This window comes from Acinetobacter sp. ANC 4862, assembly GCF_004336635.1.
Taxonomy (GTDB): Bacteria; Pseudomonadota; Gammaproteobacteria; order Pseudomonadales; family Moraxellaceae; genus Acinetobacter.
In genome coordinates this window covers 32,502-59,043 of the sequence record NZ_SJXH01000002.1, presented here as the reverse complement: position 1 = coordinate 59,043, position 26,542 = coordinate 32,502, and the positions used below count along the sequence as shown (strand labels likewise).

The window sequence follows — 26,542 nt, the reverse complement described above, 5'->3', positions numbered from 1 at the left end:
ATTATGATTCATGCTGACGTTAGAACCTCGATTTTAATCACCTTGTTATTATTACTGATTGCGCAAGTATTTTTTAATCCTGTTCTGTTAAGTGCAATTTTTGCCTTGATTCTTCTGTGTTTGTTTTTTAGCTTTAAAGATGAGGCAAAAGCAGTATCCAAAATTTGGACATTTGCACTGACAATTTTGGCATTAGTGACAATCTATTTTAGTTATAACAGTTTTATTGGGATAGAAGCCGGGGTTGCTGTTCTATCCACTTTTTTATTTGCCAAGGCTTTAGAAACCAAGAATAAACGAGATGTGATTATCCTGTTTAATTTTGCTTTGTTTGTCGGGGCGAGTTCATTTTTATATAGCCAATCCATCTGGATGGCGATTGTCATTGTATTATGTTTATTTAGTTGCCTGATCGGGCTTTATCGTTTACAAACCAGTGAATTTAAACAGGCACAAAATCAATCATCGGCATTAAAAACAGATGCCAAGCATGTCGGTAAATTTCTGATTTTGGCTTTGCCTTTTTTTATCTTGCTGTTTATCTTTTTCCCGCGTTTACCGCCACTTTGGCATATTCCAATTCCAGAACAAAAAAGTGTCACGGGGATGAGTGACAGCATGTCACCCGGTGATATTGCTGAATTATCACAATCAAGCAGTTTGGCTTTTCGCATTATTGGCAATATGAATAAGCTGCCCGCCCGTAATGAACTGTATTGGCGGGCAATGGTTCTGGACCAATATGATGGCAGAACATGGACCAGTAGTTTTGTGAATCAACAACCCGTCTTTACTAATACGATTTCGAGAAAAACAAAGCAGGGTTTTGATTATCAATACTTAGCTGCAGATTCGCGCGTCATGTGGATAATGGGACTGGAAAAATCCATTCCAAAAGACCCTCAATACCAATTAAAGCAGGATTGGGGTATTAGTCCGATCCGTTCCATAACACGAAATCAACCTATTACTTTGCATTGGTTGGGTGATGCACAGCTTCAAGGACAGGGAGCATCCAACCCCGAATTTTTGGAAAAAATAAATACCCAAATTCCAGAGCAACTCGATAAAAAATCACGTCAATTTGCTTTAGATATGTTTCAAAAAAGCGGGCAACGACCTGATCGATACGTGCATAATATTTTGCAGTGGTATAAGAGGAATAATTTTGCATATACCTTAACGCCAGGTTTATTAGGTGGAAATCGTATTGATGAATTCTTATTTCAATCTCGACAGGGTTTTTGTGAGCATTATGCGTCGAGTTTTGCCATGTTGATGCGTTATGTGGGGATTCCTGCTCGTATTGTCGTCGGTTATCAAGGAGGGCAACTTGCATTGGATCGAGCAAGTTGGGAAGTTCGTCAACTGGATGCCCATGCGTGGACAGAAGTGCAACTCAATGGAAAATGGCAACGGATTGATCCAACCGCAATCATTGCTCCCCAGCGCATAGATGGAGGAATGCAGAATTATATTAAAAATGACCGAAGTATCTTGGGAAATAAAGAGCAGAAGTGGAAATATCGTCAATTTTCAATGATGAAAAATATGCGAATCTGGAGTGACTATGCGAGTTTTCAGTGGCAAAGCAAAGTCGTGGGATATGATGCCGAAAAACAGCAAAGCTGGTTGTCGAAATTAGGTCTGAAAACAGCTTATGCCAGTACCTTGATATTGCTCTCAAGCATTTTGTTTGTGGTGATTCTTTATTTTACTTGGATTTACTATCGTGATAGACAGCAGGGTTCTGCATATGAGCGTGTGATTCAACGGTTTTCTAAACAACTAGAAGCGCCATTACGCAAGCAGCCAGCTGAAACTTTTTTTACCTGGATGCATCGTTTAGCCGATGTGATAGAAGAAGATGAACACATGATCTTTATCCAAATAGCAGAACATTATCAGCAGCAACGATTTTCTATGGCGCAAAATGATCAAAAATTAAAGCAATTTAAAGAAATGCTTAAAACTTGTGCATATGCTTTAAAAAATAAAAGAAAGCACTTGTCTTAAAAAATAAAAATGAATATGATTCACAGCACTTAGGTGTATAGCTCAGTTGGTTAGAGCGCTACGTTGACATCGTAGAGGTCTCCAGTTCGAGTCTGGATATACCTACCAAGATTCCAAACGTTATGTTATAAGGGTTTTAAGCGAAAACAGTAGCTTAGAACCCTTTTTTATTGTCTTGAATAATGTACGCCGTTATCTGCACTATCTTTATAATCGCTACTTTTTGCCGATATTGCAGTTAAATTTACGTCAAGATTACGTCAAGATTTTTGGAATTTACGTCATGAAATTACCGAAGCCTCGTAAGCGTGGTGAAGCTTTTTATATTGAGATCATGATCAATGGCAAGCGCTCATCTGCAACTTTTTTAAAACTTTTTCCAAGTCATAGCACTGGTGGTATTGCCATTTTTTACCTTACCAAAAACTTTCATCTGATCTCGAGAATCATTTAAACGAGCTTCAATATCATAAGTGCGGCCATCTTGCGTGTTAAGCCATACCCCCTTATTAAATTGAGTATTACTGCCATTTACTACCATGCCCTTCAGTACTTCCATACCAAAAATTGGTTGATCCTTTAATACACCTGGGCATTTACCACATACATCTGGATTCTCCACACCAGGTGCTTGTCGGCTTTTAGTAACAACAGCACTATATTGCTGTGTTTTAGAGTTCTTACGAATCACAATTTCAGAAACGTAATAACCTGTACGATCATCAATAACTCTCCATGTTCCGATCAATGGGTCGAATGGCATGGCAGCCACAGGATTGATAAGTCCAAGAAATAATGTAATAACACCCAAAAATTTAATATTCATAAGCAAGAAATTTATAACCCAACAAAAAAATAAAGGTACAACCGTGCAAAACGTTGCGAATTATAGTAATTATTATTTAATAATCAAAGTAATGTCATAAAATTTAAACAGAAAATTGATAGCTATTTTATGAAATCAACGAGAATGTAGAGCTTTTCTTGGGGCTGTAGTAGATTAGCTTTATGATAATCTACGTTTATGAAGATAACTCGATGTAAATTAAATAAAAAACTCAAAGAAAACTACTAGAGTTTTTTGTTGCTGAAGTTACAGCTCGAACTGCTGCCGATTTTCTTGGTATACAATCCAATTCTGCAGCACTATTCTACAAGAAGATTCGCGAAGTCATTATGTATCATCTTGACCAAGATGCCTTAGAGGTTTTTCAAGGGCATATTGAATTAGATGAGAGTTATTTTGGTGGGGTTCGCAAAGGAAAGCGTGGAAGAGGTGCAGCTGGCAAAGTGATTGTCTTTGGACTGCTTAAACGTAATGGTAAAGTTTATACGATTATCGTTCCTGATACCAAATCAAGCACACTAATGCCTGTAATATCTAAGAGAATCAATCCAGATAGCATAGTTTATACCGATCATTGGCATAGCTATAATGCTTTGGATATCGCTGGCTTTAGCCATCATCGCATCAATCATTCAAGCCATTTTGCTGATGGTCAAAATCATATCAATGGCATCGAAAACTTCTGGAATCAGGCTAAAAGAGTGCTTAGAAAATACAATGGTATTGACCGAAATGCCTTTCCATCGTTTATTAAAGAATGTGAATTTAGGTTTCTATGGCAGTCCCAAACAACAGCTTAAAATACTATTAAATTGGACAGAAATTTAATCTTATCTACTACAGCCCCGCGTTAAAAAATGCCAATACACCTACTGCACAGACAACATATTCATCGCAATCGGATGCTCGGTATTAAACAACAACGTGACGATCTAACTCATCAATCCACCCATTGAAAATTGCCCTTGCTTCATATTAAGAAATGAGTTGGCTTTTATCTGATCATCAAATTGCTTTGCTACTCAATCATCGTTAGCCCAATACCAAGATTTACCAAGGGTTTGATCTAAATTAGAAGCATCCCAAGAATATAGATAGTTAAGTAGATCACAGTAAGCTAAAAATTTTCCTTCCATTTTTATACAGTATTTCGCCATTGGTTCTTAGCTTAGACAAATATTAAATTTGCACACAAATTCAACAGTAAGCCAGATATAAGTGAAAGTGTTTTTTATTATGAATGATGGTCTTAATGTTAAAGGGAGATGATTTTAGGTAATGATTGTGAATGTCACTGTGATAGTGCACTTGTGAATCAATAATATGCAGTTATCGTATTTACAAAGAAGAGAATTGACACAGACTTAGGGTTGGATAAGAGCAAAGAAAGAGTAAATTGTTAGTGTCGTGATGAAGACGATATGAAAACCCAATCTAAAAGGAGGGAGTTAGATATGGCTAATCAACCACAAAATCCACAACCGGATCAACCAACCTTACATATTGAATATCCTCAACAGCCTGATGAAAAAAAAGTACCTAATCCGCCTAATCCGCAACCTGATCAACCTAACCAGCATCTTCGGCAATCAAATCCCCAGAAGCAACCCAATTAGAAACTTGAAATACACAAAGACTATATGAATGGGACTTTGCTTATCAACTTTTATGAAGTCGTATGCTTAAGTTGCTCTAATTGTAGAATATGTTGATTAATCTGCTGATCCATTGCCGGTAAAATTTGTCTTAAAAATTGGCAATAGGAAATTGCATCATTCGCTGAAAGCCCACTTGCTTTTACAAGCTGTTTTTGCTTTTTCAATAAATCACTTACCTGACGAAAATCAGGTTGCTGTCCCACACTCAATGAATGACTGATTTGTTCGAAATCCTGATAAAGTCGGTCACGCTGTTGGATCAATCCTATCTGATTTGAGGATTGTAGGGGTATTGCTTGCTTGGGTTTTAAATGTTCGACATTCTTTTTTAAAGCGCTGTTCACTGGAGTTTTATGAACGATGGACTGAGCTGTTTCTGGTGGAACCGGGGTTGCGGGTTGAAAGAAATAGACAATGCCTAGGAGTAATAAAGTCACAATTATTCCAACGATGATGCCAAGTCGTAAAGTGTGAGCCATGCTACCAAACCTGTTAATTTCATTTAAATTAAAAAACAGACCTCATCTACAATCAGGTCTGTTCAATTCATCAATTATCCACTCATTACCGTTCATTACTTGGTTGACCAGCCTGCCGGTGCATAACCTATACGAACACGCTGTGGATGATTACCGACCGGAACACTCAGAACCTTTTCACCTGTGGCAAAATCAATGACGGTGACCACGTCAGTCGCACTCTCTGAAATCACGCAGCTTTTCCCATCAGGACTTTGTGTTGCCCAATATGGCTTGCCTGCAGCGATCAGCTTGCCAGCTTTTAAGGTTGAACGGTCGACAATGGTGGCATAGTCATCCATGGTGCCTGCCACACACAATTTCTCACCATCAGCACTGATGGATAATCCATGATGACGGGAGTCATTTACATATTTTGTCCGGTCAGACGGAATGGTAGAGCTGCCCGGGAGTTGACCAATGCGAGTAATTTTATTCTGGTTCAGGTCATACTCGATCAAGCCGTTAAAAAATGAAACCTGTGCATAAATTTTACTTTCATCATTACTAAGCACGATGGGACGCACTGCATTGGATAAATCTTTACGACCGATTGCATCTAATGCGGGACGGAAATCAATTTTCTTGAGCACTTTAAATGTATTCGCATCAGCAATGGTGATGAATCGTTTACCCTTGGTGAAATCTTGCCATGATGCATCCATGGCGGTTTCTACATTACCAATCGCTGAATTCAAAATTTTTGAACCACCATCAAAGAAGATGTTTTCATGCGGTTTGTCGCCTGTTGCAAAGCGTCCCAATTCCTTACCGGTGTTGATGTCTAGAACATGAACGACGTTACCCGAAGATGCTGAGACAGCTAAGCGCTGACCATCAGGAGAAACAGCCATATGATCCGCACGGAAACCCTCAACAGGGGTGCGCCAGTTGATCTTGCCCGTCGCAATATTGATAGACACCACATCTGCAAAACTTGGGCGAGATGCCACCACTGACTTGCCATCTGGGGTGGAATACATGTCATCGACCAATTGATCGTTACCTTCACCAGCGGTGGACTGAATATAAGTATAAGCAATCAGTTTAATTGGATTGAGGTGGATTTCCTTTAAACGCTCTTTGCGATCAGGCACCATGTTAATGACACCGATTTTGCCAAAATCCTGTGAGGGACGAATGACGGTCACGGTTCCATCCCAGTTATTGCCCACAAAAAATACCTGTTGGCTATTTGGTGGAGCAGGCGTTGTTGCTGTAGTTGCATTCATAGCTAGCGAGCTGAAAGCTGTAGATGCAAGTAAAACATTCGACGTCCATTTAAAAAATAATTTTTTGTTTTTCATATCATTATTGTCCAGTTCAGTTCCATGAAAGCAATTTTTTTATTTAAATTTTCATTGCTGTCTAATACTCCCGTATTAGCAGAACACTAGAATAAAGAATTGGTCAACAATTAACCATAATTACCCGACAATCACGCCAATAAATCATTCTTATCTTTTGAGTAAAGTAGATCATTTGATTAAGAAATTTCCTGGTTAATTTTCTAAGTAATTAAAATTATTTATTTTATTTATGATTTTTCATCATTAAAAAGTTGCCGACAAGATTAAAAAACTTTTGTTAGCAAAAAAATGGAATGACAAAACAGAATGTTTCTTTAAATTTGTCATTACATGTATTGTAGCTCGTAGAAACTCACAAAATTATTCACCTGAGTTATCAAGTAATTGAGATGTTAACCTTACAAGCATTGTATGAAATTATACAAAAGAGCCGACTTGTCTCTATAAATTGAGCACTTTGTAAATTCGTAAAATGAATTGTTTTAAAAACTTGTTTAAATCTTTATCCAATTTAATATAAATATGTTCTAGAAATTGCAAAACACTACATGATATTTTGTATGAAAGCCGTACTATAAAAATGATTTTATTGAGTTTCTAATATTATGTCACAGATAGATGTTCTTGTTCCTTTGGCTGAAATTGAGGTGAATCGGGCTGAACTTCTCTCCATTCAGCGTAATGATTTAGTACCTTTGCTGAATGATCAATATCGTCTGAATCATTATGCTGATCAACTTATTCAGGCACAGTCGGTGTTACTTAATGGGGTAGATCTACATCTTACCCAGCAACTCAGTTCGACGATTGAACAGCTGATTCAATCCTTGGCAGATTCAAAAAAATATTTAAAAACACGTAAATTTAATGCTTTGCAAAAGTGGTTGGGGATTGACCTGGAATATGGATCGGGGCAGGTTGAATATTATAAAAATCTAGACCAATTGCTCAATCGGGCCAATCATTTAAGTCAAAAATTGCAAATCGAGATTCAAAAGTCACAGGCACGTTTTCAGCAGTTGCTTGGACATCGTGAGCAAATGGCAAAGTACATCAAGGCTGCACAAGAGTTTTTAGTGGAATATCCCAATTTTGTAAAGAATCAGCATCCTTTGGATAATTTTTCGGAGAGATTATCTAAAAAAATTAATACATTACAAACGTTGCAGGCCAGTAATGATATTGCAATTACACAAATGCAGTTATCTCAACAGCTTTCTTTTACCTTGCTGGATCGTTTTAAAGAGGCACAGCAGGTCTTGATTCCGGCATGGCAATATCATGTTAAACAAAGCAATCAAAGCAATTCGACAATTGAGTTGGAAAAGTTGGATAATAGCCGAGAGAACCTGATCAAAACTTTAAGAAAATCACTACAGAAACCAACACATTAATAATGATACTAGGTGAGACATGACCGATTTTGAGCATAAAGATTTACCAGCTGAAGTAAGCAGCGATGTGGTTCAGCAAAAATTTCAGCAACTGAACTTGCAAGAAATGGGTTTGCAGGATTCGGACTTTAATGAAGTGATGAATGCACGTAAAGAATTGGCTGCAATGAGCCATACAGCAGTGGCTGAATATGGTAAAAATATTGCGACAAAAACGTCGACCTATACCGATGAATTGTTGAATCTTGTGCAAAATAAAGATCTGGATGCCACAGGTCAAAAATTGAATCAGGTGGTTCAAGTAGCACAGCAGTTGAATACCAGCAGCATTTTAAACAAGAAAAAAAGTTCGGGTTTTTTTGGTGGCTTGATCAGTAAAATGAAGGGCGCCAAGCAGAACTTTGACCAGCATTTTAATAGTACCAAAGAACAAATTGATGTTTTAGTTAAAGAAATTGAAACTTCACAATCGGGACTCAAAAGTCGCGTTGATACCTTGGATAAAATGTTCCATGGGGTGCAGGATGAATATAAACAATTGGGTATTTATATTGCTGCCGGGAAGTTGAAAGAACATGAAATCCAGCAGGAAATTGCAACTTTAACCACTCAAACTCAAGATCAGGCATCGGTGCAAAAGGTTTATGATCTGAATCATCTGGCCAATAATCTGGAAAAACGGGTCAGTGATTTACAGGTTTTGCAGCAATCGGCAATGCAAACTTTACCAATGATCCGAATTATCCAGTCCAATAACTTGATGTTGGTCGATAAGTTTTATGCGATTAAAAACATTACTTTACCCGCGTGGAAAAACCAGATCAGTTTGGCCATTTCCCTAAATGAACAGAAAAATAGTGTGCAACTTGCCAATAGTATTGATGATGCAACCAATGATCTGTTACGCCGTAATGCAGACTTGCTGCATCAAAACTCGGTCGATACCGCCAAAGCCAATCAACGTTCAGTGATTGATATTGAAACGCTTGAACATGTGCAAAACACCCTCATTAAAACTGTGAATGATGTGATTCAGGTGCAAAAAGAAGGTATGCAAAAACGTGCTGAAGCCACCACGCGTTTACGTGCCTTGCAAGAAAATTTGAATCATTTGGTTATAGAATCAAGTACCAGTGGAGTGAATAAATCTTAAGAATAGGCTTAAGTTCATTGGCTGCACTTTAGGAGAAACCGTTTGCCTCCCTTAGATGAATATGCTGTGAATCCGCAACAGATTGAATCTGGTGTTGTAGTGCTGAAAAAGCGCCAACGCAATCTGACCTTATTTTGCATCACTAGCAGCACCGTTTTCCTTGCATCAGTGGTGGCATTAGTTCTACAACATGATTTTGTCTATAGTTTTTTTGGTGTTACCACCGAATTGAAACAATTGCATATGCCGATGAGTGTAGATGCAAATCTTGCTGAACTCGGTCAGCACACCGATTATTTTACCAATCTGTTATCGTGGTTTGGCTGGCTGATTCTTAAGCTATTTGTTTCTTTTGTCGGGGCATTTTTTGTCATTCATTTTTTGAAAAAAATACGCTTCTTCTATACGCGTTTTCAGTCCTTTATTTTGAAATTTGTCGGCTGGCTGGTTGCCTTTATTGTGTTGTGGTCGAGTTTAACCTTTCTGCAATACGATTTAAATGATGAGGTAAATAATGCTTATAGCGAAGCGATTCAATACGATAAAAATATTCAGCAAAGTGAATTGGCACAGTATTTACAGCGTACTGAATTAGATGAACCCGTGAAGGCTTATTTACTTGCACAAGCCGCGTTGTTACATAAACCAGTCGATAAAGATGCTGCCATTCCTCAGGTTCTGGCTTTGGTTAAAGCCGAAAAAACAGATCCTCACTTTATTGAATATGGCTTCAAGCCCGAACAATTGTGGACCATGCAGCATCAACTTTATGGAAAGACACTCACCCCGATGGCGCAAAGTGTTTCAAGGCAGGTAGATCAAGCTGAAAAAATGAGCGACTTGGTGAATATCTTTATTATTGCTATGTTTATTTTATCTGCAATTTTGAGTTTGATTTTATTTTTCTTATCGCAGCATTTAAAAGGGCGCGTGTTAAGAGTTGAACAACGCATTACACCTTAAATAATGCAATTCAAAAGCCTCGGAAGGGGCTTTTATTGTTTTTCTTGACTGTTATTTCATTGCAATTTTTCTTAAGTTTTAAATGAGGCAGTACTTATAGAATTTAAGATAAACGCTACTTGATTTAATAATCCGATCTTAGTAATAAAAACAAACTGTTTTACCTATTTAATCATTTGTCTTACTATAGCCTTATTAAATAAACATTTACTCCCTTGGAGACGTTAGCCATGTTAGATCAAAATACTTCAGCGCAACTTAAAACTTTACTGGAACGTCTGGAAAGCCCGATTGAACTGGTGGCATCCCTCGATTCATCCGACAAATCCGACAAGATCAAGGAACTGGTGACCGAGGTTGCAGCACTGTCGGATCAGGTAACAGCTCGCTTTGACGGAACCAATAAACGTACCCCAAGCTTCGGGATCGCCAAAGTCGGCGAACAGCCACGCGTGAACTTTGCCGGTCTGCCGATGGGACATGAATTTACCTCCTTGATTCTGGCATTGCTGCAAGTGTCGGGTTATGCCCCAAAAGTGTCTGATGAAGTCTTGGCACAAATCAAGGGCTTGAATTTAACCTCTGACTTTGATGTCTTTGTTTCTTTAAGCTGCCATAACTGTCCGGATGTGGTGCAAGCCTTGAATCTGATTGCGATCAACAATCCGGGCGCGACAGCCACCATGATTGACGGGGCCTTCTTCCAGGAGGAAGTGGAACAGCGCAAAATCATGGCGGTTCCGATGCTGTTCCAGAATGGTGAACATATTGGTCAGGGCCGTATGACTTTGGAAGAAATCGTGGCCAAACTGGATTCGGATTCATCAGCCAAAGATGCAGAAAAACTCAATGCCAAAGGCGCATTTGATGTGCTGGTGATTGGTGGTGGCCCTGCAGGCAATACTGCTGCGATCTATGCGGCACGTAAAGGCATCCAAACCGGGATTGTGGCGGAACGCTTTGGTGGTCAGGTCATGGATACCATGGACATTGAAAACTACACTTCAGTGCAAAAGACCCAGGGTCCGAAATTTGCCGCTGAAATGGAAGCGCATGTGCGTGCTTATGATGTCGACATCATGAACCTGCAAAAAGTGGCGGCGATTAAAGGGGGCGATGAAACCGCCAATGGTCTGGTAGAAGTGACGCTGGAAAATGGGGCTAAACTGGAATCAAAAACCATCATTCTGTCGACCGGTGCACGCTGGAGAGAAATGAATGTTCCGGGCGAGCAGGAATATAAAACCCGTGGTGTGGCGTACTGCCCGCACTGTGACGGTCCACTATTCAAGGGCAAACGTGTGGCGGTGATCGGTGGCGGGAACTCGGGTGTGGAAGCGGCGATTGACTTGGCGGGTATTGTTGAACACGTTACCTTGGTTGAGTTCGATACCAAACTTCGTGCCGACCAAGTCTTACAAGACAAGCTCAACAGCTTGCCGAACACCACCGTAATCATGAATGCACTTTCTACAGAAGTGGTCGGTGACGGTTCACAGGTAACAGCGCTGAAATACAAAGACCGTACCACCGATGTTGAACACACGGTTGAACTGGCTGGGATCTTTGTGCAAATTGGCTTGTTGCCAAACACCGATTTCCTGAAAGCATCGAAAGTGGAACTTTCCAACCGTGGCGAGATCGTGATTAACGAGCGTAACGAAACCAATGTCAAGGGTGTGTTTGCTGCGGGTGACTGTACCACCGTTCCGTACAAGCAGATCATCATTGCAACGGGTGAAGGTGCCAAAGCATCACTGTCTGCTTTTGATTACATCATCCGTTCGGGGCAATAAGTAAAAAAGCCAAAGTGGCTATGTAGACTTAAACATAGACACTTTGGCTTTAGTTCCCCAAGTTTTTGTTTTACCCTTTTATAGGAACTCAGGGCGCTAACGCTGAGTTCCTTTTTTTATCACGACCCTTTCTATTGTTATTTTGATTTTCTACATTTTTTGTTTTGCCCTTTTTTATTGTTCTTTCCCCATGCTTATTAAGTTTAATTAAGCAATTTTTATTCCAGTTTCATAAAAATCTCTAAGATTTAAATAAATTCAATCCCTTAAACTTCTGCATTAATTGCTCTTGTGTTTCCATATGCTCAGGATGCGGAATAATGCACTCAATTGGACATACCGCAATACAAGTTTGGTGCTCATAAAAGCCGACACATTCAGTACAGCGATCCACATCAATCTCATACACTTTATCGCCCTCATAAATGGCTTCATTCGGACATTCAGGTAAACACATATCACAATTGATGCATTTATCGGTGATGAGTAATGCCATATCTATCTCGCTTTAAATCGCTTGATAAGCCAAAGACGCAGCAGAAATATCTGCAGTTGAATTCGGCAAGTTGCGAATCAGCAGGGCATAATCCATGTCGACATCGGCAGGGACTGGAATATCAACGACATGACCGGAACCTTTGGCATCTTCAATCAAATTGCCTTTTTTATCTTTAATTTCAGTCAAAGTAAAAGTGATGTTGCCTTTCGTCGTCATTAACTCTAAAGAATCCCCGACGACAAAACGGTTTTTCACATCAATCTTGATATAGTCACCGTTACGTTCTAACACTTCGCCTACAAACTGTTGATGATCAAAACGTGATGAACCCGTTTCATAATTTTGATATTCGCTATGCACATGACGACGCAGGAAACCTTCGGTATAACCGCGATTCGCCAAGCCTTCAAGCTGGGTCATTAGTGATGGATCAAAAGGTTTACCTGCCAACGCATCATCAATCGCTTTGCGGTAGATTTGTGCAGTACGGGCACAGTAGAAGTAGGACTTGGTACGACCTTCAATCTTCAGTGAATGAATGCCCATCTTGGTTAAACGTTCGACATGCTGTACCGCACGCAAGTCTTTGGAGTTCATGAAGTAGGTGCCATGTTCATCTTCTTCAGCGGCAAACATATCTTCTTCATTGCGTTGTAGTAAAACCGGCTCGCCAAATTGATGTTGTTCTAGGGCGTGTTGCTCGTCGGCATCTTTATGTTGGCAGCATGATGATGATTCTTCAATTTGTTGAACTGGAATCACATCTCCAGTTTCATCTTCAGCTGCATCGTGAATTTTATAATCCCAGCGACAGGCATTGGTGCAAGCGCCCTGATTTGCATCACGTTTGTTCATATAGCCTGAAAGTAAGCAACGACCGGAATAAGCCATACACAATGCACCATGCACGAAAACTTCAATTTCCATGCCTGGCACAGTGTTTTTAATTTCTTCAATTTCTTCAATAGAAAGTTCACGAGACAAAATTACGCGGGTCAAACCCATGTTTTGCCAGAACTTCACCGTTGCCCAGTTGACTGCATTGGCCTGAACTGAAAGGTGTACCGGAACATCAGGAAAATGCTCACGTACCATCATGATTAAGCCCGGATCAGACATAATCAGCGCATCAGGTTGCATGGCAACCACAGGTTCCAAGTCACGGATGAAATTCTTGAGTTTGCTGTTATGCGGTTGGATGTTCACCACTACATAGAATTTTTTGCCCAACGCATGAGCTTCCTCAATACCTATTTTTAGATTGTCATGATCGAAGGCATTATTACGTACACGTAAGCTATAACGCGGCTGACCTGCATAGACAGCATCGGCACCATAAGCAAAAGCATAGCGCATGTTTTTGAGCGAGCCAGCGGGTGAGAGAAGTTCTGTAACGTGAGTAATGCTCATGACAAAATTAAAGGCATATAAAAAATATGGCTTTATTGTAGAGAACTAAAAAAATGATTCAACCTAGTATTTTAGTTGGGTTTTTACTTATTCTCAGCTTCGAGCTGCTTCAAAATCTGGCAGCTATCAATCGTTTCTGGTGTGCTGCAAGAGGCGTGTAGCTGGATTAGATGTTGTTGGAATTTTTGTAATTCTATATTTTTATCAGTGACTTGCTCAATGTATTATTCAGTCAATTGATTCACAGCGTGACAACTTTGCGATGGCTGTTGTTCTAATTCAAGCAACGCTTCAATCTCGCTGAGTGAAATATCTAGAGCGCGACAACGTTTAATAAACCCCAGTCGTTTGAATGTATTTTCATCGCTTAAGTCAAAATACATATCCAAATTCACATAATATTTACTCCTTTACAAATAAAAACATTTTGCTAGAATTCAAATTAAATATAAGTAATGTAAATATTTTCTCAAAATAAATTGGATATTTTAGAAATTTTTAGTAGAGGGTTTAGTGAAATTAATTAAATTTTTAGTTGTGGGTACGGTGTTGTTGATCACGGGGTGTAGCGCGAAAGTGGTGACCTATGATGCAACGGGAAAAGTCATCGGTTCTTGCAAAGCCACTTCTGGTTTTATATTGGGCGCTCGCGCAATTTGTTACGGTGGCGCTAATTCTGAAGGTGTGGATTATTCAAAGATTGATCAACAGTCAGGATTGTTACCGCTGCCCCCTAAATCATCGAAAATTATGCTTTCAGATAATTAATCACTTTTTAAAAAATTTTATAGTAGGGAAAATAGGATGAAAATTTCTAGCTTAGTCGCATTGGCTTGCGCAGTATTGATGACTGGTTGTGCTTCAACAGTAACCACCTTTGATTCGAATGGAAGAATGATTGGTTCATGTAAAGCAGAACTTGGTTTTGTGATTGGTGGTGGTGCAGGTTGTACGGGGCAGGCTAACCAGGAAGGTAAAGGCAAATAATTAAATCGAGAGATTTAAAAAACCGAGCTAAATAGCTCGGTTTTTTAAGACTTGTAAATTTAAATCTTATTTTTCAACGAATGCACGTTCAATCACGTAGTCGCCAAGTACACCCATACGAGGTGATTCTTTTAGACCGTGTTGGTCAAGAAGTGCAGCAACGTCGTCCAGGAATGCCGGGCTACCGCACAGCATTGCACGGTCAGTTTCCGGGTTGAAACGTGGTAAACCAATTTTTTCAAATAGTTGACCCGTTTCAATTGCAGTGGTTACACGACCTTGAGTGTGAAACTCTTCACGAGTCACAGTCGGATAGTAAACCAACTTTTCTTTCGCACCAAGTTCTGAGAAGAATTCGTGGTTTGGAATTTCATTTTCAATTAAGTCTTGGTAAGCCAGTTCAGAAATGAAACGTGTACCATGAACCACGATGATTTTTTCAAAACGCTCATAAGTTTCAGGGTCACGGATCACAGACAAGAATGGAGCAAGACCCGTACCGGAAGAAAGAAGGTACAAGTTTTTACCCGGGTTTAAATCGTCTAGTACCAAAGTACCCGTCGGTTTCTTAGAAACCAGAATTTCATCGCCAACTTTTACTTTTTGTAAAATAGAAGTTAAAGGACCATCTGGCACTTTAATAGAGAAAAACTCTAACTCTTCTTCATAGTTAGCGCTAGCAATAGAATAAGCACGCATTAAAGGCTTACCATTTACTTCCAGTCCAATCATCACAAATTGACCATTTTTAAAACGTAGCGCAGTGTCACGCGTGGTTTTAAAACTGAATAATGTGTCATTCCAGTGGTGTACGTGAGTAATCTTTTCGACGTTGAAAGCAGCCATTAAAGGTCTCAATAAATTATCAAATTAGAACAGCTTACTATTCTAATCTAAAAACATTCTCGATAAACTGAATATATTTAATTGACCTTATCAGAAAAAGTGATTATGACTGAGCTTAAAGTGCCAATAATCGGGTATATGAATTCTCCCTATCGTGAAAAATTTGGCATCCCAAGACAACCGAATCTGGTTCAGGTCGAATCGTATATTGAAATGCTGGAACCTTATAATGATTTACTGGCATTTGAAGGAATCAATGAATTCAGTCATTTGTGGTTGATTTGGCAGTTCCATGACAATAAGAATCAACAAGATAATCCAAAATTTCGCCCCCAAGTCCGTCCACCGCGTTTAGGTGGAAATAAGAAAATAGGCGTGTTTGCGACACGTAGCATGTACCGTCCTGCACCCATGGGTTTGTCTGTGGTTCAACTCAAAGAAGTGAAAAAAGTCGGTAAGTCGGTTCGGGTTTATGTCACAGGCAGTGATCTTCTAGATGGCACACCCATTATAGATATCAAGCCTTATATTCAATATTCAGATGCAGTGCTGGATGCTGAGAGTGGTTATGCACAGGATGAACCTGAACGAATAGCTGTTATTTGGACAGAAAGTGCAGAGCAGCAAAAGCAGGATTTAATGAAATGTCAAAAGTTAAACGAACAGCTTGTGAACGAATTGGAACAAGTTTTATCACTTGATCCAAGACCGGCTTATCAAAATGATCCTGAACGGATTTATAAAATGAATTTTGCCAATTTTGATGTGAGCTTTTTAGTAGGATTGGATCACATTACGGTGGTAGCATTGGTTACGCTCTCAGCTTAATTCTGTACCATCCACCAGAGCACAGCAATTAAAACGGCCATATGCAGAATTTGTACCGGTACAAAATAAAGTGCAAATTTTAATCCACCACTGATGGCTGCATTAATGGATTTAGAAACAGCATGAGCGCCCAGACCTAGCATCATTGCATACAGTAAGCTGGTATTTGTGGGTTCACCTTGGATAACTACAGTGGCCGCAGCGGCATGAATTTCAAACAGTGAAGCCAAGAGTGTACCTGCAATTAAACCAGAATCGCCGAGTAAAAGCTCCAAGCCATACACACCAGCCTGAATGACCGTTAACGTCCCGGCAATAATCGCTGCTTCTTTTAAGCTAAACATGGGACTATCTTCAGCTTCTATTTCTTCGACAGGTTCTGCTTTACGTAAAAGCCAGTAAGCGCAAAGTACTAAAATAGCAATGGCGATGAGCAAGGGAAATATCAGCAGCTTTAGCCAGACTAAAGAAACACCTCCTACAACAATCAATAACAGCACTAAAGTTGAAATACAGGACATCAGTGCTGCACCTGCATTTGATTGAGCATCGATTTCTCCATTGCGTACTTGCATGCCTAAATGCGCAATCGTTGCGGTACTGGATACAAATCCAGAAGCAATGGAAGAAAGAATGAGGGCTCTTTTGGTTGAAAGTAAGCGTTTGGCAATATGTGCCAATGCCTGCACGACAAGAATCAAAGTGAGCAGTTTTAAAATAATATGCGGATTGAGCACTGTGCCCCATAAAGGAGTATTTGGAGTAAGCGGCAGGCCAATTAAAATCAGTGCCAGTAAAAATAAACCATCTTTAAATTCTGCTTCGGTGATCCATTTTCCTGCAAAACCATGGATGGAATGTTTCATCATTAAAATAAAGGTTAGTACTACGGATAAGCTTGCAGCCAGTGTGACATTCCAAATACACAGTGCCCCAATGAAGTAGGTCATCACGAATGCCAGTTCAGTGGTCACACCTGGATCTTTTAGCTGATTTTTAAGCGAAAAAATACTAATGGCAGCCACACTAATTGCACCCACAACCCCAAAAACAGGTCCCAAGATAAAGCATAGTGCACCGAGTAATGCACAGATCACAAATGAGCGAACCCCTGCAAAACTATGCTGATTTTCACGTTGCTTACTCCGTTCACGTTCTAAACCAATCAGCAAACCACAGCCTAATGCCGCTGCCATAATCATCAGCAGTTCTTGAAATGATGTGCTTTGCAGTGACAGATTTAGCATATTATTCACAGGGTTCATCCAATAGCCGAAGTATGGAAAAGTGTGCTGCGTAATTAATCAGCATCTTTGGCATTATTCGCTATAAATGAGTGAAAGTAAAAGCGTAATCACTGCCAAAAAAAGTTATAGTTTTCATTTGAATGACCGATGAGAACGGAATCAGTTTTCGGTAATGGCAGGGCTACTGTTTTTCTAAACGTGATTTACGTCAGAAGAAATTTAGTTTGCTATAGTGTGTTTATGGTTTGGGGCTTAGAACAATGAATTTTAATTTTGAAATGGACACATCTTGGTGTCTGGAACAACTACAAAAAGATGGGCGTATTACCGAGCGTAACAAACTGCTGATACAAACCACACACCGCCAACGTGAGCAGCTGAAATGGCATCCATTGCAGTGGATTGCACATTTTAATTTGGTCGATCTATCCCATCCTCAATCCACATTGACCTTAAACCGTTTATGTCAGTGGATTGCAGAAAAAGCCAAGATCCCTTTTTATATTATTGATCCTTTAAAAGCTGATGTCGGTGCTTTGACCAGTATCATGTCGCAAGAATTTGCTGTGCGTAATAAAATTTTGGCGGTTGAAATACAGGCGGATAAAGTCCTGATTGCAACCGATCAACCTTTTAAAACTGAATGGGTGGCCAATCTTGAACATACGATTGCACCTAGAAAAATTCAGCGTGTACTGTTAAGTCCCGATCAATTACAGCGCTATCTGGTCGAGTATTACCAAGTCAGTCGTGCGGTCAATTCATCGCAAAAATCCAGTGCTTATGATCGTGATAACAAAGGGGTAGAAGCGCTTTTACAACTGGGTGATACGCAAAACCCTGATGCCAATGATCAGCATATTGTGAAACTGGTGGACTGGGTTTTACAGTTTGCTTTTGAGCAAGGTGCAAGTGATATCCACCTCGAGCCGCGTAAAGACACAGGTAAAGTGCGGTTTCGAATAGACGGGGTATTGCATACCATTTATAAAATGCCAGCCAATACCCTGACCGCCGTGATTTCGCGGATTAAAATTTTAGGTCGCATGAATGTTGCAGAAAAGCGTAAACCGCAAGATGGACGATTAAAAACTCGTACTCCAAAAGGACAAGAAACCGAGTTGCGTTTATCGACTTTGCCGACGGCTTTTGGCGAAAAGTTGGTGATGCGTATTTTTGATCCGGAAGTGTTGGTACGCAGTTTTCAACAACTGGGTTTTGAAGGCGGCTTACTCAATGATTGGCAGGCTTTAACGGCACATAGTCACGGGATTATCTTGGTGACTGGCCCAACCGGTTCGGGGAAAACTACGACGCTTTATTCTTCACTGAAACAACTGGCTACAGAAGAAGTGAATGTCTGTACCATTGAAGATCCCATCGAAATGCTCGAACCGAGCTTTAACCAGATGCAGGTCAATCAAGGGATTGACCTAGGTTTTGCCGATGGCGTGCGTGCTTTAATGCGTCAGGATCCGGACATTATTATGGTCGGAGAGATTCGTGACCACGATACCGCCAATATGGCGATTCAAGCTGCATTAACCGGTCACTTGGTGTTATCGACCTTGCATACCAATGATGCACCTTCAAGTTTGACCCGTTTACATGATTTAGGGGTGCAGCCATTTTTAACCGCAGCGACCATTTTGGGCGTGCTGGCACAGCGTCTGGTCCGTAAACTTTGCCCGCATTGTAAAGCAGAAACCTTTATCAATGAGCAAGAATGGAAGCATTTGACCTACGACTTTACGATCGAGATGCCAAGCTTTGTGTTTCAAGCGGTGGGTTGTGAAGCGTGTCGACATACAGGCTATAAAGGTCGTGTCGGAATCTATGAATTTATGCCGTTAAGTTTAGAGACTAAACAACTGATTAGTGCCAATGCCAATTTAAATGAATTGCGTCAACAAGCCAAGAAAGAGGACGTTGAACCGCTGCGCATTGCGGGGGCACGTAAAGTTCTGGATGGACTGACCACTTTGGAAGAGGTTTTGCGGGTTGTTCCTTTGAATTAAGCGATTTTTAAAAAGTAGCAATCTTAAGATTCACCTCATCTAGATTTGTTTTAATCACTTCATCGAAATGATGAACAAAAAGATGAGGACTTCAACATGAACATGATCTCTAAAGCAGCTTTAATTACTGGTTTAATTGGTGCAACGACATTTGCCATTGCAAATACTGCCGTGAATCAAGCTGCCATTGCACCACAAAAGACCACCACGGTTAAACAGGCCTTAACTTTAAAAGATGATAGCAAAGTGCAGCTTAAAGGTTATGTGGTGAAAGCGGTCGGTGATGAAAAATATCAATTCCGTGATAACACGGGCACGATTACGGTCGAGATTGATGACGAGTTATGGCAGGGTAAACCTGTGAATGCCAAAACACCTGTGACCATCACTGGTGAAGTCGACATTGATTACAAACCTGCGAAACGTGTTGAAATTGATGTCGATGCGGTTAAATTCTAAGTTGGTCGATCAATTGAAATAAAGCTATAAGGAAAAAGTTTTCTATCTCCTTTTATATTTCACTTAAAACCACATGAGTCATTCATGTGGTTTTTTTGAATCCAGCGACTTTTAAAGCATGCTATCTTAAAAGTAGAAAATGCCTCATACATGAGAACAATACATGCGAATCTTACTGGCAGAAGATGATGCTTCCCAAGCGGAAAGCATCAAAACATGGTTAGAAATGGATGGTTATAATATCGACTGGGTCGAACGTGGCGATCATGCCATTTTAGCCATTGAACAGCATCAGTATGATTGTGTCTTGCTCGATCGTGGGCTACCCAAAGCCACTGGGGACGAAATTCTTAAAACGTTACGAGCACAGCAGCAAGCAACCCCTGTGATTTTTATTACGGCGCGGGACAGTATTCATGATCGGGTCGAAGGTCTGGATTTGGGCGCCAATGACTATTTGGTCAAGCCGTTTAGTCTGGAAGAACTTTCCGCGCGCGTACGCTCACAACTACGACAACATCAAAGCAGTGCAGATCAATATTTGCGTTATGCTAATCTGGTTTTGGACCCACAAGCCAAGACCCTGATTCAAGATGGTCGGAATGTAAATTTAACTGCCAAGGAATTTCAGATTTTGCATAAACTGATGCAGAAACCTGAACATGTGATGACCCGTGAGCAACTGGAAGAATCCCTCTATGCGTGGGGCGATGAAATAGAAAGTAATGCCATAGAAGTATTTATCTATCAATTACGTAAAAAAATAGGCAGCCAATATATCAAAACTATTCGGGGTTTGGGCTATCGCATGAGTCATGATTAATATGTCACACGCCGTGTCTCTACAAAGCAAACTGATCAAGACCTCATTACTCAGTTCAATGGTGGCAGGTGTACTGGCATTGCTGCTTTTTATGGGGATTTCCCTGTATCAGACCATGCGAGTGCAAGACCAGCTCATGGATGAAATCGCTGACATGCTGTTGATTTCAGATGTAAGCACGAGTTCAGGGCAACAGGTCGATGAACTCAGTGATGAATTTGATATTCAATATCAGTTAAAAGATCAGCAACAGGTACTGAGCGAATCAGAAAATTTCCATTTGGACCATCTGTCTTCAACGTTCAAAAATAATTTCGATGAAGGTTATGATCTGATTTGGCACGATCAGCAATTGTGGCGTATTTACACCACGGAAAATCCTGAACTGAATACGTCGGTACTGCTATTGCAGCCCATGGGAGAGCGCTTTAAAGCTTTGGCTCAAAATGTCATGGGCTATGGCCTGATTTTAATTGTGCTCTGGTTCATCCAGTGGCTGATTCTACATTTTGCCGTGAAACGCCAATTTAAAGTCATTCATCAACTATCCAGAGAAATTTCAGCTAAAAGTGCCGATGATCTCGCCCCGATTCAGCAGCAAACACCCGAGTTAAAAGAATTACAACCGATGGTTTGGCAATTGAATCAATTGTTACAGCGCCTGAATCAATCTTTGCTTGCAGAACAGCGTTTTACCGCCGATGCCTCGCATGAATTACGTTCGCCGTTATCTGCCATTCAAATGCGTTTACAGGTGCTGAAACGGAAATATCCAGACCTAGCACAGGACTTGGTCAGCATCCAAAATGATGTCAGTCGTGGCACACAGGTGTTAGAAAACCTACTGTTACTTGCACGTTTAGATCCGACCAATACCACTCAATTGCCTAAAACTGAGATTGATTTGCAGCTTGTGGTATTGGATGTCATTCAAGCCTTGCAACCGTTTGCAATAGAAAAAAATATTCAGATCCAGACTCAGCTTTCGCCTCATCTTTCTATTTGGGCTAATGAAAAACTCATTTTCAGTTGTATTCGGAACCTGATTGATAATGCGATTCGCTATGCCGGGCAGAATGGGCATGTATTTATTGATCTGCAACAGAAGCATCAGCAGGTAAAGATTACGATAGAAGATGATGGGCAAGGTGTGACAGAAGATGTGCTGCAACGACTGGGCGAACGCTTTTATCGCGCATTAGGAACCAAAACTCAAGGTTCTGGTTTGGGGCTTTCGATCTGTCAAAAAATTATGGAGTTGCATGCAGGTGAAATTCATTTTTCTCAATCTGCGCATGGTGGATTAAAGGTCGAGCTGCAATTCCCACTCAATCTTCAGCGCTAAAAAGCAGTATGTACACAAACATACTGCTGGTTTCCACGAATATTATTATTGGCTTGTTACTATTTTATTTGGTTAGAATCAGTTTTATTTGGTCAGAATGAGTCGATTGTTACGGGTTAAACGTAAACGATATTCTTCTCCGGCATGCATGATTCGAATTTCTCGGCCTAAAGAAAACAGGTTGTTCGAGTGCAACATCGGTAGTGAGTGGGCTAGATCATTATTAGGTGTAAACAGGCTAAATGGTGCGTTCATTCCTTCGACTCCGTGGTATATAGTGAATGTTTTAAATGATAATCATTATCGAATAGGCCTGTCAATGCATTATTTAAGATTTTATAAAAAACTTAAATTTGCTTACACTCTGTAATATTTTCACGCAAAGGAGTATGGCATGTCGAAACCCACGATTCACGTTGCAATTGCAATATTATTGCATCAGGACAAGGTACTTGTAGGATGGCGTGAAGCAAAACAGCATCAGGGAAATAAACATGAATTTCCAGGCGGCAAAGTTGAACAAGGTGAAAGTCCTTTAGCAGCCTGTCGCCGTGAAATTTATGAAGAAGTTGGAATAGGTTTACAGGACTGGCATGCTTTTGATGTAATTCGGCATGAATATGACGATGTGATTGTGAATTTGCATTTATTTCATGCCATCGTACCGAGCGCTTTATTGAATGAAATTCAACAGCCTTGGACATGGTATAGCCGTGATGAATTGCTCAGTTTAAATTTTCCCAAAGCCAATCAAGCCATGATTAAGCGCTTGCATTGGGCACATCAGATTAAAATTTCAGATCGGTTAGATACGTTAAACCAATTAAAACTGGATCAGCTGATGTATTGGCGTGTTGAGGGGACTCAAGTCCAGATCATTGAAATTTCCAGCTTAAGTGTTGAGCAATTGTCCAAGCTGATTGTGAATATTGATCTTTACCAACAGCTCAATTCAATTCAACAACAGGCCATTTCAGCCATCCATTTAAAGCAGTCGCAAGTCATGTCTTTAATGCAGGGCGATTTAATCATGGGCAAACGCTATATTGCGGCTTGTCATGATTTAGTCTCGATGAAACAGGCACAGAAAATTGGTTGTGATGCCATTTTATTGAGTCCAGTGTTGGCTACAGAAACGCATCCAGAGGCTCGGGCACTGGGATGGGAACAGTTTAAGAACTTGGCTGCTCAAGTCGAAATTCCTGTTTTTGCTTTAGGGGGAATGCAAGCCGGTGATTTGATGACGGCTCAGCAGCAGGGGGCTTATGGAATTGCAGGGATTCGATTTTTATAAAACATAGAGTTTATAAAAATCGAATAACAGGATGTATTAAGCTCTGAATTATTCATCTCGATACATCCAGAATTTTATAAGGCTTTCAGTGCTTTTTGCGCTTGTTGAATGGTTTTTTGATCTTTTTGCTGTTGTGCAGCTTTTAAAATGACCAACCACAGTTGCTTTTTCATAGCATTGCTTTGTGCATAACTCAGTCCACGTTGTGCTAAAGCTTCCGCATTTGCAGGTTTATTTTTCTTATTGGCCACCAAAGCTAAATACAAAAAAGTCTCGGCAGATTGTGGTGCCAAGCGCTGTGCCTGAAGCGCAGCAGCCTCCGCCTGATTCCATTGCCCTTGTTTATATGCAAGCTGGGTTTTTTGCATGAGTTTTTTAAATGCAGGAAGTTCACGACCATCATCAAATTGCTGCGTGCTTCTTTGCTCAGGAACGACTACCTGCATTTTTTTACGTTGAATTTCTTCGCGCTCATAAGGGCTAATGACCACACCAGAAGGGGTTTTAATTTCCTTCTTTTCAGAAGGTGCAGCTTTCGCCGGTTCCTTGGTCTCAGGGGCTGGCAGGCTTTGACAGCCCACCAAAGCTATTAAGCCTAAACCGATCAGCACTTGCTTATACATGTTGAATCGAACATTCATTATGAATTGTCACCACTAATTATCATAGCTACCGCTTGAAATGACCTGACTATCATTGGAAGAGTCACGCGGCATTTCAGTTTCACTTTCACGAATATAGTTTTCGATACTATCGTTTTCTGCAGGTGCAGCCTGATTGCTTTCGGTGTCAGAATTGTAACCCGGCTCGACTTGATAATGCGGTAAACCACATGCTGTAGCTTGGCGTGGCACATTATTGCGTAGTAATGGAATATACATTGCACCTTCACACCCTTGGGCAGATAAATAGCCAGTCGTGCGGTCAATCCATTGCCATTGTACATTTTCAGTTTGGCGTAAGTTCACCGGTTTTTGGCGCAGTTGCTTCATGACATTGGTCCAAACAGGCAGGGCACCTGACGAACCGGTTAAACCGGTAACTTTATTGTCATCCAGACCTAACCAAACCACACTTAAATAATTACCCGAATAACCTGCAAACCATGAGTCACGCGTATCATTGGTGGTTCCCGATTTCCCTGCCAGTTTTAAACTGGTTGGTAACGCGCTATAAGCCGAACGACCTGTACCTGAACTCATCACTTGTTGTAAGCCATAATTCAAAATATATGCGGCAGAAGGGTCAATGGTTTTTTGAACGGTCAGACCATAACGATCCAGTAAACGTCCGTTTGCATCTACAACAGAACGAATTGATTTGATTGGGTATTTAAATCCGCCCGTAGCAAAGTTGCTATAAATGCTCATCACTTCCATCGGTGACATATCAACTGCACCGAGGAAGATAGAAGGATAAGTTGGAATATCTGAAGTCACACCAAATTTTTTCAGATGATTACTGAAGGTGGAAAGCCCAAATTCTTGACCTAAACGCACTGCTGCAAGGTTATAGGAATTCGCCAATGCTTCTGCCATTGGCACAACCCCATGATCACCACCGCTATAGTTTTTAGGCGTCCAGGTTTTTCCTTCACTGACAATATTCATCGCGCTATCTTCAATTGGGCTTGCCCAGTTGTAACGTCCCGATTCAATGGCACTTAAATAAATCACCGGTTTAAGTAAAGAACCCACTTGACGTTTTGCATCTAAAGCACGGTTAAAACCGGTAAAGTCTTGTGTAGAACCCACTGCTGCAACCAGTTCACCATTTTCAGGATGTGAAATTAAAACCGCACCTTGCAAATCTTTTAAACGTTTAGGATTGGCATTGGCTAAACCGGAAACTGAAGCTTTAAAAGCCTCTTGGACTTTGGTTTGTGCAATCGGATCAAGTGTGGTGAAAATTCTTAAACCTTGATTGGTTAAATCACCTTCTTGATATTCAGTACGTAGTTGTCGACGCACAATATCCAGAAAATCCGGGAAGCGGGCAGGGCCTAAAGTCGGTTTCGCAATCACATTGAGTGGTCGTGCTACTTCCTGCTCAAACTGTTCCTGAGTCAGATAGCCCATCACGAGCATATTGTTTAGCACAATATCACGACGTCTTTTTGCACCTTCTGGATTTCTCCACGGATTGAAAAGTGTTGGTCCTTGAACCAAACCGACCAAATAGGCTTGTTGAGCGATATTCAATTCACTCAGCGGTAAGCCGAAGTAAAACTGTGAAGCCAGACCATAACCATTAATAGAATAGTTACCATTTTGACCCAAGTTCACTTCATTTAAATAAGCTTCTAGAATTTCATCTTTATCATAATGAAGCTCAATTAACAGTGCCATCAAGGCTTCATTTACTTTGCGTTTTAAGGTTTTTTCTGGGCTTAAATAAAAGTTTTTAACCAATTGCTGGGTTAGAGTTGAACCACCTTGACGTTTGCCACCGGTGACATTACTGACTAAAGCACGTGCTGTACCGCGGACTGAAACCCCATGATGATGATAGAAGTTACGGTCTTCTGTCGCAATGAGTGCTTCAATTAAAGGTTTAGGGACTTTGTCGAGTTTAATCAGCACACGGTCTTCATTGTGTTGCGGGTAAATGCCGCCAATCAACAAAGGTTCTAAACGAGCAATACCGGTAGATGAAGGTTTGGTCGCACTGACTTCACCCACTTGATCATTGTTAAAGGTGACTTTTAACACCTGTTCAGGTTCTGCGCTATCGCCAAAGTCGAAACCACGTGTATGCACATACAGTGCATCACCTGAGGTAACGTAACTTCCCGATTTGGTATAGCTATCAGAATTTTTATAGCCGAGTAATTTCAGCTCTTGAGTAAAGTCTGTTTGATTAACCGGGGCATTGGTATAGATTTCCAAAGGACGAGCAAATACTTTCGCCGGAATATCCCAACGTTGTCCTTCAAATTTATTCCGCACAATATTGTCCATTCGGATTAAATAGATGCTAAAAGTCAAGAAAGCACCAATGACTAATATTGAAAAAATAAGCGCTAGTAAACCGATACCACGTTCAGACTTCATCAACTATTATAAGATCCTGATTAATTGTGCTAATCATGCGAAGCTTTTCACTTATTTGCAATAATTAATCTGTGAATG

The 26,542-nt window shown here is 40.4% G+C and carries 25 protein-coding genes, 1 tRNA gene and 1 pseudogene; 16 read left to right on the top strand and 11 right to left on the bottom strand.

The genetic code is table 11. The features are described 5' to 3' along the window. Positions 1–3: 3 nt before the first annotated feature. Both E0409_RS01215 and E0409_RS01210 read left to right on the top strand, forming a co-directional pair. Positions 4–2,016, top strand: a complete 2,013-nt coding sequence (locus E0409_RS01215) for a transglutaminase TgpA family protein (RefSeq protein WP_131286780.1) — start codon at positions 4–6, stop codon at positions 2,014–2,016. A 31-nt stretch (positions 2,017–2,047) separates the two neighbouring features. Then, a tRNA-Val gene (locus tag E0409_RS01210) sits at positions 2,048–2,124 on the top strand. Positions 2,125–2,383: 259 nt separating this feature from the next. Here E0409_RS01210 and E0409_RS01205 read toward each other — a convergent pair. Continuing rightward, complete coding sequence (locus tag E0409_RS01205) at positions 2,384–2,842, bottom strand: DUF2147 domain-containing protein (RefSeq protein WP_131286778.1); 459 nt, start codon at positions 2,840–2,842, stop codon at positions 2,384–2,386. A 198-nt stretch (positions 2,843–3,040) separates the two neighbouring features. On the opposite strand from E0409_RS01205, the pseudogene E0409_RS01200 reads away from it, so the two are divergent. Then, positions 3,041–3,691, top strand: a pseudogene (locus E0409_RS01200) (IS1595 family transposase). Positions 3,692–4,317: 626 nt separating this feature from the next. Further along, positions 4,318–4,479, top strand: a complete 162-nt coding sequence (locus tag E0409_RS16430) for a hypothetical protein (protein ID WP_165541281.1) — start codon at positions 4,318–4,320, stop codon at positions 4,477–4,479. Between the two features lie 50 nt (positions 4,480–4,529). Here E0409_RS16430 and E0409_RS01195 read toward each other — a convergent pair whose 3' ends face one another. After that, positions 4,530–5,000: a hypothetical protein gene (locus E0409_RS01195; RefSeq protein WP_131286776.1), complete on the bottom strand. Its 471-nt coding sequence runs from the start codon at positions 4,998–5,000 to the stop codon at positions 4,530–4,532. A 95-nt stretch (positions 5,001–5,095) separates the two neighbouring features. Beyond that, positions 5,096–6,271 (bottom strand): YncE family protein, encoded by a 1,176-nt coding sequence (locus tag E0409_RS01190; protein ID WP_252151758.1) that lies wholly within the window; start codon positions 6,269–6,271, stop codon positions 5,096–5,098. A gap of 683 nt (positions 6,272–6,954) precedes the next feature. On the opposite strand from E0409_RS01190, the gene E0409_RS01185 reads away from it, so the two are divergent. The 4 genes from E0409_RS01185 to ahpF all read left to right on the top strand — a co-directional run bounded on the left by E0409_RS01185 (position 6,955) and on the right by ahpF (position 11,655). After that, positions 6,955–7,743 carry a tellurium resistance protein gene (locus E0409_RS01185; protein ID WP_131286772.1) on the top strand — a complete coding sequence of 263 codons (789 nt, stop codon included), beginning with the start codon at positions 6,955–6,957 and terminating at the stop codon, positions 7,741–7,743. 19 nt (positions 7,744–7,762) lie between these two features. Then, positions 7,763–8,896, top strand: a complete 1,134-nt coding sequence (locus E0409_RS01180) for a toxic anion resistance protein (protein ID WP_131286770.1) — start codon at positions 7,763–7,765, stop codon at positions 8,894–8,896. Positions 8,897–8,938: 42 nt separating this feature from the next. Then, positions 8,939–9,859 (top strand): hypothetical protein, encoded by a 921-nt coding sequence (locus E0409_RS01175; protein WP_131286768.1) that lies wholly within the window; start codon positions 8,939–8,941, stop codon positions 9,857–9,859. A gap of 230 nt (positions 9,860–10,089) precedes the next feature. Beyond that, positions 10,090–11,655, top strand: coding sequence for an alkyl hydroperoxide reductase subunit F (gene ahpF / locus E0409_RS01170; RefSeq protein ID WP_131286766.1), 1,566 nt, complete (start codon positions 10,090–10,092; stop codon positions 11,653–11,655). Between the two features lie 241 nt (positions 11,656–11,896). On the opposite strand, the gene E0409_RS01165 is transcribed toward ahpF, so the two are convergent. The 3 genes from E0409_RS01165 to E0409_RS16930 all read right to left on the bottom strand — a co-directional run bounded on the left by E0409_RS01165 (position 11,897) and on the right by E0409_RS16930 (position 13,959). Further along, complete coding sequence (locus E0409_RS01165; protein ID WP_131286764.1) at positions 11,897–12,151, bottom strand: YfhL family 4Fe-4S dicluster ferredoxin; 255 nt, start codon at positions 12,149–12,151, stop codon at positions 11,897–11,899. 12 nt (positions 12,152–12,163) lie between these two features. Continuing rightward, entirely contained in the window at positions 12,164–13,564 is a 1,401-nt protein-coding gene (gene trhP / locus E0409_RS01160; protein WP_131286762.1) for a prephenate-dependent tRNA uridine(34) hydroxylase TrhP, read from the bottom strand. A 224-nt stretch (positions 13,565–13,788) separates the two neighbouring features. Further along, positions 13,789–13,959, bottom strand: a complete 171-nt coding sequence (locus tag E0409_RS16930; RefSeq protein WP_353682171.1) for a MerR family DNA-binding protein — start codon at positions 13,957–13,959, stop codon at positions 13,789–13,791. A 118-nt stretch (positions 13,960–14,077) separates the two neighbouring features. Between E0409_RS16930 and E0409_RS01150 the strand changes: the two genes are divergently transcribed. Beyond that, the gene (locus E0409_RS01150) at positions 14,078–14,332 is read left to right on the top strand and encodes a hypothetical protein (protein WP_131286760.1); all 255 of its coding nucleotides are present in this window, start codon (positions 14,078–14,080) and stop codon (positions 14,330–14,332) included. 36 nt (positions 14,333–14,368) lie between these two features. Next, entirely contained in the window at positions 14,369–14,551 is a 183-nt protein-coding gene (locus E0409_RS01145; protein ID WP_131286758.1) for a hypothetical protein, read from the top strand. A gap of 66 nt (positions 14,552–14,617) precedes the next feature. Here the strand turns inward: E0409_RS01145 and E0409_RS01140 are convergent, their stop codons facing one another. Continuing rightward, complete coding sequence (locus E0409_RS01140; protein ID WP_131286756.1) at positions 14,618–15,397, bottom strand: ferredoxin--NADP reductase; 780 nt, start codon at positions 15,395–15,397, stop codon at positions 14,618–14,620. Positions 15,398–15,502: 105 nt separating this feature from the next. On the opposite strand from E0409_RS01140, the gene tsaA reads away from it, so the two are divergent. Further along, on the top strand, positions 15,503–16,225 hold the full coding sequence (tsaA, locus tag E0409_RS01135; protein WP_131286754.1) for a tRNA (N6-threonylcarbamoyladenosine(37)-N6)-methyltransferase TrmO: 723 nt from the start codon (positions 15,503–15,505) through the stop codon (positions 16,223–16,225). Here tsaA and E0409_RS01130 read toward each other — a convergent pair. Further along, positions 16,222–17,472 (bottom strand): MgtC/SapB family protein, encoded by a 1,251-nt coding sequence (locus tag E0409_RS01130; protein ID WP_131287012.1) that lies wholly within the window; start codon positions 17,470–17,472, stop codon positions 16,222–16,224. The two genes, tsaA and E0409_RS01130, sit on opposite strands and share 4 nt — an antisense overlap. Positions 17,473–17,732: 260 nt before the next feature. On the opposite strand from E0409_RS01130, the gene tfpB reads away from it, so the two are divergent. From tfpB to E0409_RS01110, 4 genes are all read left to right on the top strand, one after another. Further along, positions 17,733–19,490 (top strand): type IV pilus assembly ATPase TfpB, encoded by a 1,758-nt coding sequence (gene tfpB, locus E0409_RS01125; protein ID WP_131286752.1) that lies wholly within the window; start codon positions 17,733–17,735, stop codon positions 19,488–19,490. Between the two features lie 96 nt (positions 19,491–19,586). After that, positions 19,587–19,949 (top strand): NirD/YgiW/YdeI family stress tolerance protein, encoded by a 363-nt coding sequence (locus tag E0409_RS01120; RefSeq protein WP_131286750.1) that lies wholly within the window; start codon positions 19,587–19,589, stop codon positions 19,947–19,949. 163 nt (positions 19,950–20,112) lie between these two features. Next, positions 20,113–20,772 carry a response regulator transcription factor gene (locus E0409_RS01115; protein WP_131286748.1) on the top strand — a complete coding sequence of 220 codons (660 nt, stop codon included), beginning with the start codon at positions 20,113–20,115 and terminating at the stop codon, positions 20,770–20,772. 1 nt (position 20,773) lies between these two features. After that, on the top strand, positions 20,774–22,117 hold the full coding sequence (locus tag E0409_RS01110; protein ID WP_131286746.1) for a sensor histidine kinase: 1,344 nt from the start codon (positions 20,774–20,776) through the stop codon (positions 22,115–22,117). 84 nt (positions 22,118–22,201) lie between these two features. On the opposite strand, the gene hemP is transcribed toward E0409_RS01110, so the two are convergent. Further along, positions 22,202–22,372 carry a hemin uptake protein HemP gene (hemP, locus tag E0409_RS01105; RefSeq protein ID WP_131286744.1) on the bottom strand — a complete coding sequence of 57 codons (171 nt, stop codon included), beginning with the start codon at positions 22,370–22,372 and terminating at the stop codon, positions 22,202–22,204. A 139-nt stretch (positions 22,373–22,511) separates the two neighbouring features. Between hemP and E0409_RS01100 the strand changes: the two genes are divergently transcribed. After that, positions 22,512–23,411 (top strand): NUDIX domain-containing protein, encoded by a 900-nt coding sequence (locus E0409_RS01100; protein WP_131286742.1) that lies wholly within the window; start codon positions 22,512–22,514, stop codon positions 23,409–23,411. Positions 23,412–23,485: 74 nt separating this feature from the next. Here the strand turns inward: E0409_RS01100 and E0409_RS01095 are convergent, their stop codons facing one another. Together E0409_RS01095 and mrcB are read right to left on the bottom strand one after the other, a co-directional pair. Then, on the bottom strand, positions 23,486–24,034 hold the full coding sequence (locus tag E0409_RS01095; RefSeq protein ID WP_131287010.1) for a tetratricopeptide repeat protein: 549 nt from the start codon (positions 24,032–24,034) through the stop codon (positions 23,486–23,488). A 33-nt stretch (positions 24,035–24,067) separates the two neighbouring features. Continuing rightward, on the bottom strand, positions 24,068–26,464 hold the full coding sequence (mrcB, locus tag E0409_RS01090; RefSeq protein ID WP_131286740.1) for a penicillin-binding protein 1B: 2,397 nt from the start codon (positions 26,462–26,464) through the stop codon (positions 24,068–24,070). Positions 26,465–26,542: the final 78 nt, after the last annotated feature.